This is a genomic window from Niallia endozanthoxylica (genome assembly GCF_008710145.1).
In the GTDB taxonomy this organism is placed as follows: domain Bacteria; phylum Bacillota; class Bacilli; order Bacillales; family Cytobacillaceae; genus Bacillus_BD; species Bacillus_BD endozanthoxylica.
Window position 1 is genome coordinate 36,556 of record NZ_VYKL01000020.1, and the last position, 18,852, is coordinate 55,407.

At 37.6% G+C, this 18,852-nt stretch carries 13 protein-coding genes and 1 other annotated feature; of the genes, 4 read left to right on the forward strand and 9 right to left on the reverse strand.

The genetic code is table 11. The features are described from left to right. The first annotated feature begins 270 nt into the window (after positions 1 to 270). From F4V44_RS13655 to F4V44_RS13665, 3 genes are read left to right on the forward strand one after another with little or no spacing between them, the layout of a single operon-like run. Positions 271 to 741 (forward strand): type II secretion system protein, encoded by a 471-nt coding sequence (locus tag F4V44_RS13655; protein WP_191090677.1) that lies wholly within the window; start codon positions 271 to 273, stop codon positions 739 to 741. Further along, on the forward strand, positions 738 to 1,343 hold the full coding sequence (locus F4V44_RS13660; RefSeq protein WP_150440581.1) for a PilW family protein: 606 nt from the start codon (positions 738 to 740) through the stop codon (positions 1,341 to 1,343). The genes F4V44_RS13655 and F4V44_RS13660 overlap by 4 nt, the downstream gene beginning before the upstream one ends. A 13-nt stretch (positions 1,344 to 1,356) precedes the next feature. Beyond that, a complete protein-coding gene (locus F4V44_RS13665; protein ID WP_150440582.1) occupies positions 1,357 to 2,895 on the forward strand; it encodes a hypothetical protein in 1,539 nt (512 codons plus the stop codon). 48 nt (positions 2,896 to 2,943) lie between these two features. On the opposite strand, the gene F4V44_RS13670 is transcribed toward F4V44_RS13665, so the two are convergent. The 3 genes from F4V44_RS13670 to F4V44_RS13680 all read right to left on the reverse strand — a co-directional run bounded on the left by F4V44_RS13670 (position 2,944) and on the right by F4V44_RS13680 (position 11,554). Then, the gene (locus F4V44_RS13670; protein WP_150440583.1) at positions 2,944 to 7,080 is read right to left on the reverse strand and encodes a VWA domain-containing protein; all 4,137 of its coding nucleotides are present in this window, start codon (positions 7,078 to 7,080) and stop codon (positions 2,944 to 2,946) included. Between the two features lie 291 nt (positions 7,081 to 7,371). Next, complete coding sequence (locus F4V44_RS13675) at positions 7,372 to 8,676, reverse strand: bifunctional folylpolyglutamate synthase/dihydrofolate synthase (protein ID WP_150440584.1); 1,305 nt, start codon at positions 8,674 to 8,676, stop codon at positions 7,372 to 7,374. Positions 8,677 to 8,908: 232 nt separating this feature from the next. Further along, entirely contained in the window at positions 8,909 to 11,554 is a 2,646-nt protein-coding gene (locus F4V44_RS13680; RefSeq protein ID WP_150440585.1) for a valine--tRNA ligase, read from the reverse strand. A 64-nt stretch (positions 11,555 to 11,618) separates the two neighbouring features. Further along, positions 11,619 to 11,855 (reverse strand) — a binding site (T-box leader). A gap of 173 nt (positions 11,856 to 12,028) precedes the next feature. Between F4V44_RS13680 and F4V44_RS13685 the strand changes: the two genes are divergently transcribed. Further along, positions 12,029 to 12,220, forward strand: coding sequence for a hypothetical protein (locus F4V44_RS13685; protein ID WP_150440586.1), 192 nt, complete (start codon positions 12,029 to 12,031; stop codon positions 12,218 to 12,220). 61 nt (positions 12,221 to 12,281) lie between these two features. On the opposite strand, the gene ysxE is transcribed toward F4V44_RS13685, so the two are convergent. The 6 genes from ysxE to hemC form a co-directional block, all read right to left on the reverse strand. Beyond that, positions 12,282 to 13,316 (reverse strand): spore coat protein YsxE, encoded by a 1,035-nt coding sequence (gene ysxE, locus F4V44_RS13690; protein WP_150440587.1) that lies wholly within the window; start codon positions 13,314 to 13,316, stop codon positions 12,282 to 12,284. A 25-nt stretch (positions 13,317 to 13,341) separates the two neighbouring features. Beyond that, positions 13,342 to 14,634, reverse strand: a complete 1,293-nt coding sequence (gene spoVID, locus F4V44_RS13695; RefSeq protein WP_150440588.1) for a stage VI sporulation protein D — start codon at positions 14,632 to 14,634, stop codon at positions 13,342 to 13,344. Positions 14,635 to 14,771: 137 nt separating this feature from the next. Beyond that, positions 14,772 to 16,061 (reverse strand): glutamate-1-semialdehyde 2,1-aminomutase, encoded by a 1,290-nt coding sequence (hemL, locus tag F4V44_RS13700; RefSeq protein ID WP_150440589.1) that lies wholly within the window; start codon positions 16,059 to 16,061, stop codon positions 14,772 to 14,774. A gap of 87 nt (positions 16,062 to 16,148) precedes the next feature. Further along, positions 16,149 to 17,126: a porphobilinogen synthase gene (gene hemB / locus F4V44_RS13705; RefSeq protein WP_150440590.1), complete on the reverse strand. Its 978-nt coding sequence runs from the start codon at positions 17,124 to 17,126 to the stop codon at positions 16,149 to 16,151. Between the two features lie 11 nt (positions 17,127 to 17,137). Continuing rightward, entirely contained in the window at positions 17,138 to 17,920 is a 783-nt protein-coding gene (locus F4V44_RS13710; protein ID WP_150440591.1) for a uroporphyrinogen-III synthase, read from the reverse strand. Further along, a complete protein-coding gene (gene hemC, locus F4V44_RS13715; protein WP_150440592.1) occupies positions 17,917 to 18,852 on the reverse strand; it encodes a hydroxymethylbilane synthase in 936 nt (311 codons plus the stop codon). Before hemC ends, F4V44_RS13710 begins: the two co-directional genes overlap by 4 nt.

The following is an 18,852-nucleotide window of genomic DNA, read 5'->3' on the forward strand; positions in this document are numbered from 1 at the left end:
TTTTCCTACTTTCCCTTTTTCAATTTAAGTTAATAAAACCGTTTGTATTTATTTAAAATAGGCCAAAAGAACAGAGTGCGAATTATACACGTGACTTTTGCACTTCCTAAAACCCATTTTTCAACATAATTATACATGTATCGACTCTTTGAATATTGTATAATAAACTCAAGTATTTTAAAAGCAAGCAATTACTCGATTTGCTGTAAAATAATGAAAAAATAGATAAAAATAAATGGTTTACCTAATAGGAACAAAGGGGGAGATAGATTGAATGACAAAAGTCGCTATAGTGAAAATGGGCTAACCTTAGTAGAAGTTCTTGTATCGATAACCATTTTAGCCATCATTTTAACCTCATTCCTATCCTTCTTTAATCAAGCCTATTCCTATACAAAAAAAAATGAGGATAAAACGGTTGGAATAAATGTGGCAAAGAATGTGCTTTATTATTTTGAGCAGCAAGACTATGAAACATTTAGTAATTACATTAGTAAAAATTCAGAGGCTTCAACAATGACTTATAATAGCTGCGCTGATCCAACATTAAATTTTAGCAGTGAAGAAGTTAAAGTTTGCCATGGTTTCTTTTCAACAACCATCAATAATACTCCATTTGAAACAACGGTCACATTGCAAAAACACGAAAGTCTATCAGACTATCTTATCCCTGTAAAGGTGACAGTTACTTGGAATGAGAATAAGCAAACAGCAACAGTTGAGGGAGTCATAAAAAAATGAAAAAAATACTCTCATCACAACGTGGCATAACTTTAGTTGAAGTTTTAGCAACCCTAGTTATAATGGCTATTGTATCCGGAGGCATTTATAGTGTCTTTACTACAGGATTAAAGCTTTATCAAAAAACAGGCATTGAAGCTCAGCTGCGAGACGACGCTGACTATGTTGCGACGATGATTCTTAACGAGATGTATAACAGACCACCAAATTATATAGCTAAATATGAGACAGCCGAAGCTAAGGGTATTGAAATGGTCCGCTACAAACAAAAAACAGTTAATCATTACATTGTTGAAGAAACAGAAGAAAAGGAATACCGTATATTCATTTATTTTGAAAATGAAAAATTCTATATTGAAGAAGTAGATCCGATTTCAGAAGATACTATAGAAAGAATGGAACTTTCATCCGATAGTTCAAGGTTTACAACCTTGAATGGTGAATCTTCATCAATTTCCTTTACACCCACATCATTAGATAGTAATGGCAATGGTGTACATGGGAGAATAGAGTTAAAGCTAATCATAGGAGATAATAGTGAAAATTTATCTAGTTTTCTTAAAACAAAGCCCTTAAAATTGGAGAGTTCTTTCGGGTTTTAATGGGGGTTATTATATGATAAAAAATGAACGCGGCTCAACACTAGTAGTTGTTATGCTTATGCTGATGGTATTTACTGTACTAGGTCTTGCCATTATATCCACTAGTATTGGAGGGGCAAAAAGGACAGAAATAAGAGAAGAACAGGTTACGAATGATTTAGATGCGATTCGTCATCTTAATGAAGCGGTTGCTTATATTAAGGAAACAATCAATCAAGAATTTAATATAAAAAACCCTGATATGTCGATTCGGGCCTATCAGAATCTTATTCAAGATGACATCATAGATAATAAGTATCAATATCAAATTGCTAATATTAGCAATACCTATGAAACCATTAACGAGAGCGAAGATTTTACAAGAGTATTGCAAGTAACCAGTGGAAACTATACCCAAAAAGTCTATATAACCGGAATGCCAAGCTTTCTTAAATATGCGGTCGGTTCAAGAGGAACGTTAACTCTTAACGGATCTACTTATGTAGAAGAAGGCAATATCTATGCTAGTGATAAAATAATTATCGCTAATGAAGCAAAATATATATTTAATGGCGATGATTTAGTAGAAAAAACAACCTTCCCGTCTGTCGCTAGTAATAAAAGCTTATTATTCCTAGAAAATGAAAATATAGACCTTTGCAACTATAATTGTTACTCTGAAAAAACGAAAAATAACGGTTCATTCCATTCTTTAAAACTAGAAAATCTTGACGATGCATTTGATCCTACTTCGCCAACCTATTCAAAAGATAATACCGAATTTGTTGAAGTTGATATTGAAAAAACATTTAAAGAAAAGCTTCAGACAGCAGGTTTTGTTGATGATAATGCTAATCCCTACAACATGGACATTAATCAAATGATTGCTAACGGCAGGAGTCGTTCATCAGTGAAGCTAATTACATCATTTAAAGACATTGACAACGATCCTTCCATCGAAGGTTATTTATATGTCAGTCCAAGTCAAGAAGATACCTATATTGAGATAGACAACCTAACGCTTGATAAATCAAAATGGCTAGTCTTTGATGGAAATGCGATTATTGAAAATATCGGTAGAGACCCAATGAATGTTTCAGCAAATATCCTTGTCACAGGGGATTTAACATTAAGAGGAGCAATTAACTTCAATTCGACAATTTACGTTTTTGGAAATACGACAATCAACAATGTAGATATCAAAGGTTTAAATGATGGAGAGTTAATTTTAATGACACAAGGACAACTAGAAATCGCAAGAATCAATAAATTTACAGAAGACAAAAGCTCTATTAAAGCCTATCTTTATACCAATCAAGATGCTGAAGTTTATGCAATGGGTTCTTATCTTTATGTTGAAGGCGGCATTTTTGCCCGTGGAAACTTAGAAGTTAACGCATATCGCGGTTCTGCTGAGGATGAGGGTACAGGTATAAAGTTTACAGATAATGATAATGAAACCGCCTCACGACTCATTATAAAAAATAATAAAAAACTATTTATGAACCAAGAACAGGGTCTCCCTAAGATTAATCAATTAGAAGTAATGACAGATTTAATGAAAAAAGAATAAGAAAAAGCCGATATGTTTCTATCGGCTTTTTTCTTATTCTCTGACCTATTAGTATTTATCATCATTATTTGGTCTCGATTTTTCCTCTACAATTTTTACTGTCATACCAGCAGAAAACTTATTATTACTATCATCTTTTACTGTAATTTCAATATCTGCTTCACCCAATCGTTTTGGAATAATCTCCCCATCTGATTCTACTTCAAGTATATTCTCATTTGTAGAATTAAAGGTTGGAGTACCTTCAATATTTGAAGCATCTGATGGACGATAGGTAATATAATCATTTACGTTCTTATCAGTAGCACCCTTTTCAATGATTATTTCATCTGGAACATTGATTCCTTCCAGTGGGGACCCTACCTTTACCGTAATAGTGGTTTTCACATCACTGCCATCATCAGCTCTAATTTCAATTTCTGCTGTTCCTGTTTGTTTACCCTGGATATGGTTTGGCCCCAAGATGGAAACAATGGATGGATTTAAAGATTTCCAAATGAGATTTTGATTTGATGCATTTGTTGGTTCAATGTTAATAATAAAATCACTAAATTCATGCAGTTTTTTCATTTGAACAGGATTTGGTGTAACAGTTATCCTAGTAATTAATACTGGGTTGATTCTAACCGGTACCTCTTCCTTAATCTCATCACCAGCAATATCTGTAGTCGTAACAATTAACTTTGTATGACCCTCTTTTAATCCTACAAGTTGCCCATTCTCATATTTAGCAATGGATTCATCTGAAAGCGATACATTAAATTCGCGATTTGTTCCATCTTCAGGTGTTACTTTTATATTCAGTTTAACTGAATCACCTACATTTAATTCAATTGGATTTGGGTCAACGACAACAGATTCTTTAATGATAGTGATTGTTTTTGCAACTGGATTGTCATTAAGAGAAAATCCGCCTTTTGTTCTAACCTGAATGGTTATCTCTCCTTTTAAATTCTTTGGCAATTCAATATAATCGGTTGGGTCAAATGCCGCCCACTCCGTCTGTGAATCGTTTGAAATAAGCTGATATTCGTATACAACACCCTCACCTGAAATTTTATCTGTTATTTTAAAGCCGACACGACCTTTTGTCGTTGCTCCAGGTTGAAGGTCCTCACTTAAAGAAAGATTTTTTAATTTAAAATCAGTCTTTAGCATTAAAACTGCAGTAGTATCATCATAGTATGTGACTTCGATAGCATGACCTTCGTTAATCAGCTTCATTGCTTTTACTGGTTTTTGTATTTTTCCTTGATCATTAGAAAGCTGTGTTTCAGCAATGACCTCTCCATCCTCTGTAACTTTTGTGATAGAACCTAAATAATCACCGATATATTCACTAAATTGCGCACCCATTTTAAGTAAATGAACATTCATAGATATTAGTTGTTCATCAATATTGAGTGTCTGTACTTGATCTCCAAATCGAGAATCAACAAAGCTCAAAGCAGCTTGCGGCATGGTTGTTAACGGTATGGCCCAATCCGCTTTTAATTTTAATTGTACAGTATAATCATCGATTGAGAATTTACCAGATTCATAGGCAATATTGTTGCTGCCTAGACTAATTTCTATATCTTTTCCATTATTAATGATTCTTACTTCAGCACCAGCTATTTCTGCCGGTTCACCATTTTTATACAATTTGATTTGCTCGGTATTAGCTAATGATATTCCCTCAGGTATTGGCTGAACAATCTTCAAATTGCTGATGGTACCTTTTGTCACTGAAGTAAAAACGGTGTCTGGAATTAATTTATATTGCACCGTAAATTCATTAGTCTCCGAATCTTTATCTCCAAACTTTACCAAACCATCTGGTGAATATTTGGCGTTTCCTAGACTATCAACCTCATTTAAGAAATATGGTGCCGTTTCGTCTTTTACAACAACAGTAAAAGGATTATTAGGAAAAGACCTGCTGTTACCATTCGCGTCTGTATAAGTCATCATAATATTATCTTTAAATTCATACGTACCAGCTTTTTTAAATTGTAACGGCAAGGATTGCTGAATTAAACTTGGATCTGGTTTTTCTCCAACAGGAAACGTAATCTTAAACGGTATTTGAACCACTTGATTACTATCTGCTATAAAATTAGAAGTTGGATCCACAATCACTTCTCCATTAAACTTTTTTAAATCAATCGTTACATTCCCCGAAATGGTTGTTGAATTCACTTTTTTAGAGATTGCATCAAAAACACTTGTTAAATTATCAGGATTTCCTTTAACAGCATATCCAGCTGTTTTACTTGACATATCTTGCAACAATTGGAAATTAACTTCCCCTTCATTAGCAAAAGCGATGCTATACATGGTAATATTCCTAGCACCTAGTAAAGCTGCTGAATTTAAAGCTTCTGATTCTATTACTTTTTTTGTTTCATTGTATTTTCTACTACCATCAAAGTAAACTCCAGCATTATAACCGGATTTTCCATCAGAGTGTAACATATAATAGTCTTTACTAGTTTTATACAAAACGCTAGGCTCTCCATCAGTCAGAAAAATAACATACTTATTCCGAAGTGTGCTATCAAACTTTTTCATTGCTTCACTCAGTGTCTGAGTGTAATTCGTTCCTCCCTCTGAAAAATAATCTAAATACTCTATCACGTTTTTAATACTAGATAGTCCCGTTGTCGGCTGAAGATTGAGCCATCCGCCTCCCCATCCGCCTACCCATTTCGTTTTATCGCTAACATTACTATCAAATGGAACAAAGAAAAATCTGTCCTCTTGTTTAGCATTATTTTCAAAGTACTTGATTGCAGATTTTAAGGCATTTTTTGCTGTTGTATCTTTTCTAACTCCATTAAGTGTAAATGCCATTGATCCCGATGTGTCATGAACAAAAACCACATCAATTGGCAATCTTTCATCTTTTGGTGCCATTCCCTTTGGAATTACAGTAATATTGATATTTCCTCTTGCATTTTCGTTTGGGGGTTTAACAAATTCCTCTGCCGATGGTTGAACCGAAAATGCAGCACCAGGTATTGAATTCATGTCTTTTTTAATTGTAATTGTAAATGGCTGATGGACTTTTGGTGATGTTCCATCATATTCAAGTTTTATATTATCAAAGGTATATGTGCCAGCATTTTTAAAGATTAACGGTAAGGATGTTATTAATGAATTTGGGTCTGGCTGCTTTCCAACTGGAAAATTAAATTTAAATGGTATATGTGCAACTTGATTCACATCAACAACGGCGTTTGACATTGGATCAACTGCTACATTTCCATTAAATTTTTTTAAATCAACATTTACTTCGCCGCTAATTGTATAGTTATCAATTTTCTTTGAAATGTCTTCAAAAATACTTGTTAGATTGGCAGGTGTTGCATGTACTGCATCTCCACCCGTTTTTCTTGACATATTTTCTAATAATTGAAAGTCAATTTCGTCTTCTCTCGCAAAACCAATACTGTACATCGTTATATTACTTTGAGATAATTGTTCACTCGTTTGTAACGCCTTACTATGAATGAAATCTTTTGTCTTTTGATAGTTCTTACTAGAAGTCTCTCCTTCATACAGAGCTTTACCGTTTGTATATAGAACATATTTCCTTTTATTATAACTTAATACAGTTGGCTCCCCATCTGTTAAGAAAATAATATATTTATTCTTATTGCTGCTTTGAGTCAATAGATTTTTAGCATATTCAAGAGCTTGTGTGTAATTGGTGCCACCCATATTATTGTTATATTTATCTAAGTGCCTGGCTCTTTGTTCAATCGTTTTTAAACTTTCCACTGCTCTAACATCACCCTTAGTACGGACACCATCACTAAAAGGGATAAAATAGAAATTATCACCCGATTTGTTATTAGACTGAAAGTAATTAATAGCCTTATTGATTGCACTTTGGGCACTAACTGCTTTTCTTATCCCATCAAAGTTATCATTCATTGAACCTGATGTATCATGAACAAACGCAACATCAATCGGCTCTCTCTCTACTTGATTAACATTTCCCTTGGGAGTAATGGCTATATTAAGATTCCCTTTTGCTTCACCATCTGCATTTAATGTATAGTCATTTGCTGCAGGAACTACGGAAAAGTCAACGCTCGGTTGTCCATCAGCTTTTGTTACTAATGGATATGAGAATGAAGATATTATTAAAAATAATATGGTCAAACACACTGAAAATACTCTTAATTCCTTTCTCATAGAGGTTACCTCCTTTTTTATATTTTCTATGTTCAAAAATTAAATATTCTATGCCTATATTACTATTATTATATCAATTCTCCATATTTATTAATAGTTGCAGTTAGTAAGATTGGCTGTTAAACCTAGTAAAAAAGACTGAATTTTTATGATTAATAATCGTGCCTTGCAAAGTTTTGATTTTAATCAAAAAGTTATAAAAATATATAAAAAAAGGAGTGTCATCCCTGACAACTCCTATCACAAAATAGTATATATATACACTTAATGAAAATAAATTTTAAAGACAATTTACAAAGTTGATTCTCGAAGAAAATGTCTAACTTGTGAAATAAAATATAGCGAACCCGTTACTACCAAAATTTCATTTTCGTCTAGCAACATGTATTCATTCGTAATCGCGTCTTTCCAATCGTCCTGCATATACTTTTTCTTAGAACTGCTCAAGCTATACAACGCCTCAGTTGTGGATGCTCTAGGATAATCAAAGCTGACAAACGTGATTTCATTAGCTGTCTTATCCAATTTCTCAATCATCTTATCTAGCTTTTTGTCAGCTAATGCGGAAAAGATGATTTTGATTTTTTTATCGTGATATCTTTTCGTCAGCTCGTTTGTCAAAGCAGTAATTCCTTCTTCGTTATGGGCACCATCTAGAATCAAGACCGGATTTTGCTTAACCATCTCAAATCGGCCCGGCCAAAAAGCGGCTTTCAACCCTTCTCGAATATCCTTTTCCTGTATTTGGATACCATGTTCCTGTTCGAGGAGATTCGCAGCCATTATCGCCAATGCTGCATTCTCCGTTTGGTGTTTACCAAACATTGTAATGGCAGCATCTTTAAGCTCCAGATTTTTACATTGCCAAGAGAATACTTCACCTGATTCAACAGATTTATGATCCTTAATGGAAAAATCCTCATTCAATAAATAAATAGGAGCCTCTAATTCTCTTGCCCGCTTCACAATGACTTCCCTCGCCTCAGGCTGTTTAACGGCCGAAATGATACTCTTTTCTTTTTTAATAATTCCCGCTTTTTCAAACGCAATTTCTTCATAGCTGTTCCCTAAAAATTGCGTATGATCCAAACCTATATTTGTAATAATCGACAAAAGCGGATGAATGACATTCGTTGAATCAAAACGCCCGCCAAGACCTACTTCAAAAATCACGATATCGACTGGATGTACTTCAGCAAAATAATAAATCGCCATCGCTGTAATAATTTCAAATTCAGACGGTCCGCCAAGTTCCGTTGCTTCCAGTTCCACAGAAAGAGGGTAAATCCTATTTGCCAGCTCCACTACTTCCTCGTCTGCAATCGGAGCACCATTTAAGCTGATTCGTTCATTAAACTGCTCAATATAGGGAGAGGTAAAGGTTCCAGTCTGAAAACCGGCATGTTCAAGAATAGAACGTAAATATGTAACCGTGGAGCCTTTCCCATTTGTTCCGCCAATATGTATACACTTAATTCTTCGCTCTGGATGATTCAGCTTCTCCATCATCCATTCCATTCTCATTAATCCTGGCTTAATCCCCAAACGAAGCCGGGAATGAATCCAGTGCAGTGCTTCCTCGTATGTTTGAAACATCGTTGCATCTCCTTAACATAAAGGTGTCAGGCACATCAAAAAGACATTTGTCCATTTATAGTGCCTGACACCAGATTTATCCCACTCTTAACGGGCAGTAAGACCCCCATCTCAAGATTCTGAGTATACAAAAGAAGATAAGTCGGGGATCAACTGCCCGTAAAGGTCCGATTGGTTCAACTAACCATCAGTGGAGGATAGAAAAAAACCACTGATGGAAGTTTCACTTTATTTATTCGCCTTTTAATTCCTTTAAGCGTTCTTCAACAGCCGCTCTTTTTTCTGTATAATCTTTTTCTTTTGCTTTTTCTTCTTCAATGACCTTTGCTGGTGCTTTGCTTACGAAGCCTTGGTTGCTTAGTTTCTTCTGTACGCGTTCCACTTCTTTATTTAATTTATCTAATTCTTTCTCAAGACGGGCAATTTCTTCATCCAGATTGATTAAGCCTTCAAGCGGAAGAATGATTTCTGCTCCTGTCACAATAGATGTCATGGCCTTATCCGGAATCGCAACCTCAGTCGCTAGCGTCAATTCCTCTGGATTACAGAAGCGCTCAAGATACGCTTTATTATTCTCAAGCGTTGCAAGCACATCTTGGTCCTTTGCTTTGACAATCATATTGATTTTCTTGCTCATTGGCGTATTTACTTCCGCACGGCTGTTACGTACAGAACGAATGATTTCTACTAAGAGCTTCATTTCCTCTGCAGCCTTCACATCGGTAAAGGAAGCATTCACTTCAGGCCATGCAGCCACCGTAATGGATTCACCTGAGTGAGGAAGGTTCTGCCAAATTTCCTCGGTGATAAATGGCATGAACGGATGCAATAGACGCATCGTGTTATCTAGTACATAGGCTAAGATAGAACGAGTTGTTTTCTTTGCCGCTTCATCTTCTCCATATAGCGGAAGTTTCGCCATTTCAATATACCAGTCACAGAAATCATCCCAAATGAAGTTGTAAAGCACACGACCAACTTCACCAAATTCGTAACGGTCAGACAGTCTTGTGACATGCTCAATCGTTTCATTTAATCGCGTTAGGATCCATTTATCAGCAACTGATTTTTCCCCGCTTAAATCAATTTCTTCATATTTCAATCCATTCATATTCATTAAGGCAAAACGGGAAGCATTCCAAATCTTATTGGCAAAGTTCCACGTTGCTTCAATTTTTTCCATACTGAAACGTAAATCCTGTCCAGGTGATGAACCTGTTGCAAGGAAATAACGAAGAGCATCTGCACCATATTGGTCAATAACATCCATTGGGTCTACACCGTTGCCCAGTGATTTACTCATCTTTCTGCCTTCCGCATCACGAATTAACCCATGGATAAGAACATCTTTAAATGGACGCTGTTCTGTAAATTCAATTCCTTGGAAAATCATCCGTGATACCCAGAAGAAAATAATATCATAGCCTGTTACAAGAGCATCTGTTGGATAGTAACGCTTAAAGTCAGCACTATCTTGATCAGGCCAACCAAGCGTTGAGAACGGCCATAAGGCAGAGCTGAACCATGTGTCTAATACATCATTGTCCTGCTGCCAATTCTCGCTGTCACTAGGTGCCTCAGCGCCGACATATACTTCACCTGTTTCTTTATGATACCAGGCAGGAATTCGATGGCCCCACCAAAGCTGACGGGAAATACACCAATCACGGATATTTTCCATCCAGTGTAGATAAGTCTTTTCAAAACGATCTGGCACAAAGTTGACTTTACCTTCCTGCTTCTGTAACTCAATCGCTGCATCAGCTAATGGCTGCATCTTAACAAACCATTGCGTGGAAAGATAAGGTTCTACCACCGCACCGCTGCGCTCTGAGTGTCCAACCGAATGCAGATGATCTTCAATTTTAAATAAAACGCCTTGTTCCTGAAGGTCTTTCACAATTTGCTTACGGCATTCAAAACGATCCATCCCTTGATATTTACCGGCTCTTGCGTTCATCGTCCCGTCTTCATTCATCACAAGTACACGCTCTAGATTATGACGATTACCCACTTCAAAATCATTTGGATCATGGGCAGGTGTGATTTTTACAGCTCCGGACCCAAATTCCATATCCACATAATCATCACCAACAATCGGAATTTCACGGCCGACAATCGGCAGAATAACAGTTTTGCCAATTAAATGCTTATAGCGCTCATCTTCTGGGTGAACGGCAACTGCTGTATCACCAAGCATCGTTTCAGGGCGTGTTGTAGCCACTTCAATCGAACCTGACCCGTCTGAAAGCGGATATCTCATATGATAGAATGCCCCTTGGACATCCTTATAAATAACTTCAATATCAGAAATCGCTGTTTTGGTTGCCGGGTCCCAGTTAATAATATATTCTCCGCGATAGATCAGGCCTTTTTCATATAATTTTACAAATACTTCATTCACTGCCTTTGAAAGACCTTCATCCATTGTAAAACGCTCACGAGTGTAATCCAGTCCAAGTCCAAGCTTTGCCCATTGCTCACGAATGAATCCTGCGTACTCTTCCTTCCAAGCCCATGTTTGTTCAAGGAATTTCTCTCGGCCTAAATCGTAGCGGCTTTTTCCTTCTTCACGTAGTTTAGCCTCTACTTTTGCCTGTGTGGCAATCCCTGCATGGTCCATCCCTGGCAGCCATAGAACGTCATAGCCTTGCATACGTTTCATTCTAGTAAGAATATCTTGAAGTGTCGTATCCCATGCATGACCTAAATGAAGCTTCCCTGTTACGTTTGGCGGTGGAATCACAATCGTATACGGCTCTTTTTCCTGATCATCCTTCGCTTCGAAAAACTTCCCTTGTAACCACCATTGATATCTGCCCTTTTCAATCGAATTAGGATCATATTTAGTCGGCATTGTTAATTCATTTTGTTCCATCTTTTATCCTCCTATGTATTACGGTGTCTGACACCCTACTAAAATAAAAAAGCCCCATCCGTCATAAAAGGACGAATGGAGCTGTAGTTCGCGGTACCACCTTTTTTCCGGCACAAAAAAGCTAGCCGGCACTTACATCGATAACGGGTCTTCCGTCTTTTACTAATCAAAGGTTCATCTTCTTTCGCAAAAGAAGCTCAAGGGTGACTTTCCAATGGTTTCACTTAGAAAACCTTTCAGCTATTGGTCTTCCTCTCTAAAAGCAAAAATTCATTGTACTTTTCCCTGTCAACGCAGTTTATGTAATTAGAACTAATCATTATAGTACCTAAAAAAGAGACTTGTCGTCAATAAGGATTACCTTATTTTTTATCATTTATACTTCTTTAACTAAATCCTATTCACCTTAGTAACTTATATATCTATTTAGGCATACACTTGAATAAGGATGCTTTTCAACAAGGGGGAAAAAGGATGAAAAGACGCTATAATCCTTACACGCTTCCACCATGGCTGCGGACATTTCGAGGGGTCTGCCAGCAGTTTGCTATTCCATTTAGTGTGTTCCAAGGAATTCGAACCATTTTGCTTCCAACAACCTTTGATGTCCTATTTTTGGCTGTATTAATATTAATTGCCTGCGCTTTCCATCTTGATTTAATATAATATTCAGCAAGTAGATTCTTGACCCAACCAGGTAAAGCAAGAAAAAAGCCCAGCAGAATGACTAATCCTGCTGGGCTGCTTCTTCTTGCTTTTTTTTCTTTTCAATTTCATCAATGCGAAAAACAAGGTATTCGGTATTTTTCAAATACCAATAGTCTCTTTGCAGCTTTTGTACAACCTGCTGTTCATTCCGCTTTTTTCCTTCCTGAAAAAAACGCTGAGCCGTATTAATTACATTCCCCGGATGCGCTAGATAGCTTAAAAATAACTGCATTTCATCCTCTTTGAGAGGAAAGTATTTAAAATACATATAAAGCCATTCAACCACTTCTTCTGATTGCTTTAAATACCCTTTTAAAGACCTGGCTAAAAACGGCAGTAAATCATGGGTTGGAGACCCAATTCTGGACTCTTCAAAATTTATAAAATAGCCATAGCCCTTTTCATCAAAAACAAAATGATTACTTGCCATTTTCCCATGTACGATGACTATGCGTGCTTTTTCCTTTTCTTTTGTTTCTTCATGCCACTCTTTCAATTTCTGCTTCGAAAAAAACAACGCTTGTTTTACCGTATGATAATAAGTACAAAATGTTAATTCAAACGGTGACATGTATATCTTTCTTTCACAGGCCTCCAAAAACTCATCTAAAAATTCTTCTTCCTGTTCCAGCTCTTTGACTGTTTTCTCATAATGGGCCGTACGCTCCTCTTTTTTCACCTTTATTTCCCGAGCTGAGATGGAATGGAGTCGGGCTAACTCGCGAAATAGCTGCTGCTGGCTTTCAAAAGGATCCCTCTTTTCTTCACTAGAAACCCAGGGCATTAAATAATACAGCGTGTTTTCATATAATACAGCATATCGGCCATCTAAGGTTGGATAAATGGGAACAATCCGATTGTATCCCTTTTGATACAAGGCTTGAATATTCCTAATAAAATCCATCCCGTGCAGTGGATTGATTTTTTTTAACACAAATACACCTTGTTTAGCATACACCTTTTGAATCTTTCCCATTTCTTCAACGAAATATGGTTCAATCCTATAGCTTTCTAAGATTTTAATAGCCTTTTTTAAGCTGTCAGATTCTCTCATATGATCCCTCTATTTTGTTTGGGACTTACCTTTGTGATTGAGCTATAGGAATATATAAGACTTGACCCTCGTAAATATCTTGGTTTAATTCCATTTGATTGACTCTTTGAATCTGTGACACCTGAACATCATATCTCTCTGAAATCGTGTCCAGTGTCTCTCCATTTTGCACAATGCACATCGTTACTCTTATATGCTCTTCCTCCGCCTTCCGAGCAAAAAACTCAGATAACGTCAGACTTTGTTTATTCTTCTTTTTACTCTTTTTCTTTGTACTCTTTTTCTTTGGAGCCGGTTCTTCAGGGGATGATTCCTCCTCCATATCCTCCATCATGTCTTCCATTTCCATAGGCTTGACATGTTCAGGTGCTTCCCCCTTTATTTCTTGTACTTCCTCTATGATTTCCTCCGCTTTTTCCTCTAGCACAGGAGCCTGCTTCTTTTCTTCACTGCGCTTGGCAGAAAAAATAATTTCCGGAGTAGACACCTTTTCAGTCTCTGCTTGAATTTCCTCTTCCTTGTTTACTAGTTCCTGTTGGGACACTTCTTCAGGATAGGTCTGTTTATTTACTGATGGATTTATGTCTTTTCGCTGGTATAGATATTCCGATTGATCAGCTTTGTCCAGATTTGCCTCTTCTTGTTTAAATTCCTCTGCCTGATGATCATACTGTATTTCAGCTTTAGAATCTTTTCTGGCCTCCACCTCAAATGGTTTATATACCTCTGATGATTCTTCGTCAGCAAATTGTGGTTTGGCAAATGGATTTTTCCTTTCACTATAATCTTCTTCCATATACTCTTCTTCCAATTCTTCTTCCGTTTCTCGATACAATGTTTCAAATTCATATATCTCAGGTTCTGGCTGATTTTCAATCAGTTCATGTTGTTGTTCGCCATATAACCCTGTAATCATTAGATCAGCAGACAGCCGCAAACAACTTTTCTCTGGAAACGCATAGTCAAAGGTTTCTACGGTCACGTGAATGTCATGTAAATCCATTATGCGATTTTTGGGAATGGTTATTTCAACCGGAAAATGATGAGAGAATAAATGAACACCTTCTTCTCTTACCTCCACAGTTTGGATCAGCTTTGGATTAATAAAATCATCTATTTCCTCTGCATCAACCGGTTCACGATTATATTCACCTGTTAACTCCAGCGACCCCTTAATCGTTACATACTGGTCACTTTCCTTAATTGTAATAATCGGATCTAATGATATCGAAACTAATTCGTCTACTTCCTGTCCTTTTTGAAACCAGACTGACTCTTCTAGTGAGAATCGTAAATATGATTGATTTCCATGCGACAAAGCGAACTCCTCCCTTCCATTCCATCCAGTTACTCACTATGTCATTAAACACTCTATGAATCAGGAGGACTATTTATGATTTACCACACAAAAAAACACCCATTAGTCCAATGAGTGTTTTCTATTCTTGCCTATATTTAATTACGTAATGTTGAAAAAGAATAATCAATCGCTTGGATGGTTTTTTCAATATCCTCATCACTATGTGCCTTTGATAGGAACAATCCTTCAAATTGAGACGGTGGAAGAAATACTCCCTGCTCAGCCATTCCACGATAATAAGTAGCAAAGAATTCTAAGTTGGATGTCTTAGCACGGTCATAATTAATGACCGCTTCATTTGTAAAGAAGAAGCCAATCATGGAGCCTGCACGGTTTACTGTTGCAGGAATATCATGCTTCTGGGCAGCAGCCTTAATACCAGCCTCCAATCGATCGCCTTTACGCTCAAATTCCTTATAATCATCCTCTGTCAACTGGCTAATTGTTTCGTAGCCTGCTGTCATGGCAAGCGGGTTACCGGATAATGTACCTGCTTGATAGATCGTACCGCTCGGAGCAATATTTCCCATGATTTCTGCTTTACCGCCGTATGCACCAACAGGCAGACCGCCGCCGATTACTTTACCTAGACAGGTAATATCAGGCGTGATGTTAAAATAGCCCTGTGCACAGTTATAACCGACGCGGAAGCCTGTCATAACCTCATCAAAGATTAACAGCGCTCCGTGCTTTGTCGTAAGCTCACGAAGCCCCTCTAAGAAGCCTGGAACCGGCGGTACAACCCCCATATTTCCTGCTACCGGCTCAACAATCACTCCGGCAATATCTTTGCCATATTGTTCAAATGCATATTTGACGCCGTCTAAATCATTATATGCAACTGTAATCGTGTTTTTAGCTACGCCTTCAGGAACACCGGGACTATCAGGAAGGCCTAATGTTGCAACGCCAGAGCCAGCTTTAATTAATAGTGAATCAGATGCTCCGTGATAGCAGCCTTCAAATTTCAAAATAATATTACGGCCGGTGTAACCTCTTGCAAGCCTTAAAGCACTCATCGTTGCTTCTGTACCTGATGAAACCATGCGAATCATTTCCACTGACGGTACACGTTCGTTTACTAGCTTAGCTAATTTATTCTCTGCTAAGGAAGGTGCGCCAAAGCTTGTCCCTAATTCAGTTGTTTTCTTTAACGCTTCTACCACTTGATCATTGGAATGTCCTAAAATCAGCGGACCCCATGATAGCACATAGTCAATATATTCATTTCCGTCAATATCATATATTTTGGAACCCTTCCCTCTCTCCATGAAAATCGGATCCATATTGACCGATTTAAAGGCGCGAACTGGGCTGTTAACACCGCCAGGCATTAAGTGTAAAGCTTCTTGAAAAGCTTGTTTCGATTTTTCGTAAGAGCGCATGATAATCCCTCTTTCCTCCATTTATTCCACTTAATTGATAATGGAAATATTGCGAAATTACTTTTTCTTCGTTATTATTATTACAAATTACTGTTCTCTTAACCAGCGGGCAGCATCCTTCGCATGGTATGTAATGATAAGATCGCTTCCAGCACGCTTCATGCCGGTCAACAGTTCCATTACAACCGCCTTTTCATCAACCCAGCCATTTGCGGCTGCGGCTTTTACCATGGAAAATTCACCGCTTACATTGTAAATAACAATTGGCAGATTAAAGCTGTTTTTCACATCACGAACAATATCGAGATACGGCATACCTGGTTTTACAATCAGAAAATCCGCTCCCTCGTTCACATCAGACTCAGCTTCACGGAACGCTTCGATTCGATTACCCGGGTCCATTTGATACGCTTTTCTATCTCCAAATTGAGGAGCACCATTAGCTGCTTCACGGAACGGACCGTAAAATGATGATGCATATTTAACAGCATAGGACATAATCGGTACATTTTCAAAACCGGCTTCGTCTAATCCTTTACGGATTGCGGCAACAAAACCGTCCATCATATTGGATGGCGCAATAATATCAGCGCCTGCTCGAGCTTGACTGACAGCTGTTTGTGTAAGTAACTCCAAGGAAGGATCATTTAAGACCTGATCACCTTCGATAACGCCGCAGTGACCATGGCTTGTATATTCACAAAGACAAGTATCAGCTATCACAATGATATCCTTGTAGCGTTCTTTAATAAAACGTGTAGCTTCTTGTACAATTCCGTGGTCGTGATACGCACCTGAGCCGCATTCATCTTTTTCAGATGGAATCCCAAATAATAGGACGGACTTAATTCCTAATGAAACAACTTCATCCATTTCTTCTGACAGTCTATCAAGTGAAAACTGATAAATACCAGGCATAGAAGAGATTTCATTCTTAATATTTGACCCTTCAATCACAAAAATAGGATAAATAAAATCCTCCACTCTAACAAAGGTTTCTCTTACTAACGCACGCATATTAGCTGTTTGTCTCAATCTACGGTGACGTGTAAATTGTAAATCCATAGTAAACCCTCCTATAATAATGATTCTTTTCCCAAATAATCAGCAACTGCTTCTAGCATCTTTTCGACTGTGTAAACAGAAGGTACAGCATGGATGGTCAACCCAAAGCTTTCTGCCCTCTTTTGAGCAACAGGTCCGATGCAGGCAAAAATACACGAATCAATCCTATCAGACAGACCGTTTTCCTTAACAACCTCCATAAAATGATTGACGGTTGAGGGACTTGTAAACGGAATAATATCAAGCTTCTTTTCTTTAAGCATTTGTGCTAATTTCGCTTTACTTTCATCAGGAAAAAAGGTTTCATAAATAATTATTTCATCCACCTTTGCCCCAACCTTACTTAATCCAGTTGAAATATAGTCTCTCGCTAGATTTCCCTTCGGAATTAATACCTTCATTCCTTCTTTCATCAAGGGGGAGAATTCCATTACAAATTCTTCTGCCACATATTTAGCCGGAATAAAATCAACCTTTAATCCCTTTTCTACTAATGCCTGTGCAGTTTTCTCACCAATAGCCGCAATTTGTTTAGGAAGCGGTGAACCTTGTGGCCAATTGGATAAAAAAGTGGCAACTGTCACACTGCTGGTAAAAATAACCCAATCATATGTATGTAACTTGTTCATTATATTCTTAAGTTCCACTGTCAGCTCAGCAGACCTAAAAGCTAGTAGAGGGATTTCAACAGGTGTACCTCCATATTTTCTTACGATATCTGAAAAACCTTTCGCTTGACTCTTTCCCCTCGGAACTAATACCGATTTATTTTTTAGGGGGAAAGAGGCCGTCATTCCTGACCAAGCTCCTCTTTTACGTTATCAATTAAATCCTTGGCACCTTTTTCAATCAATTTTTGAGCAAGCTGTTCTCCAAGCTCTTCAGGGTTTTGCCCGCTTAATTGTTCTTTGATAATCGTTTTTCCATCAGGTGATGCCACAAGCCCAGTTAACACAAGATCAGCTTGGTCGTTGAGCTTAGCAAAGCCCGCAATCGGAACCTGACATCCGCCTTCCATTTTATTTAAAAAGGCTCTTTCAGCGAGAACTGTCTGCTTTGTTTCTATACAAGTAAATTTCTTCAAGAGTCCTAGCAGCTCTTCATCATTCCCGCGACATTCAATGGATAAAGCCCCTTGCCCTACTGCTGGAAGACAAACCTCCGGCTCTAAGAATTCGGTTACCACATCTTTTGCCCAGCCCATTCTAGAAAGACCTGCAGCAGCTAGAATAATGGCATCATAATCTTCATTTTCCAACTTTGCCAATCTTGTATCAATGTTTCCTCGTATCCATTTAATCTCTAAATCAGGACGTTTTGCCAAAAGCTGGGCACTTCTGCGCAAACTGCTTGTCCCTACAATCGAACCCGGCTTCAAATCATTTAGCTTAACACCGTTCTTTGATATTAATGCATCACGAAAATCCTCGCGTTCGGGAATACAGCCGATGACCAATCCTTCAGGCAGAACGGCAGGCATGTCTTTCATACTATGTACAGCCATATCAATTTCTTGATCAAGCATCGCTTGCTCAATTTCTTTAACAAATAAGCCTTTTCCGCCTACCTTAGAGAGCGTAACGTCTAAAATTTTATCGCCCTTTGTAACAATTTCCTTTACTTCAAAATCAAAAGAATCATCTAATTTTCTCAATTGCTCAATAACCCAATTCGTTTGCGTTAACGCAAGCTTGCTGCGTCTTGAACCAACAATAATTTTTCTCAT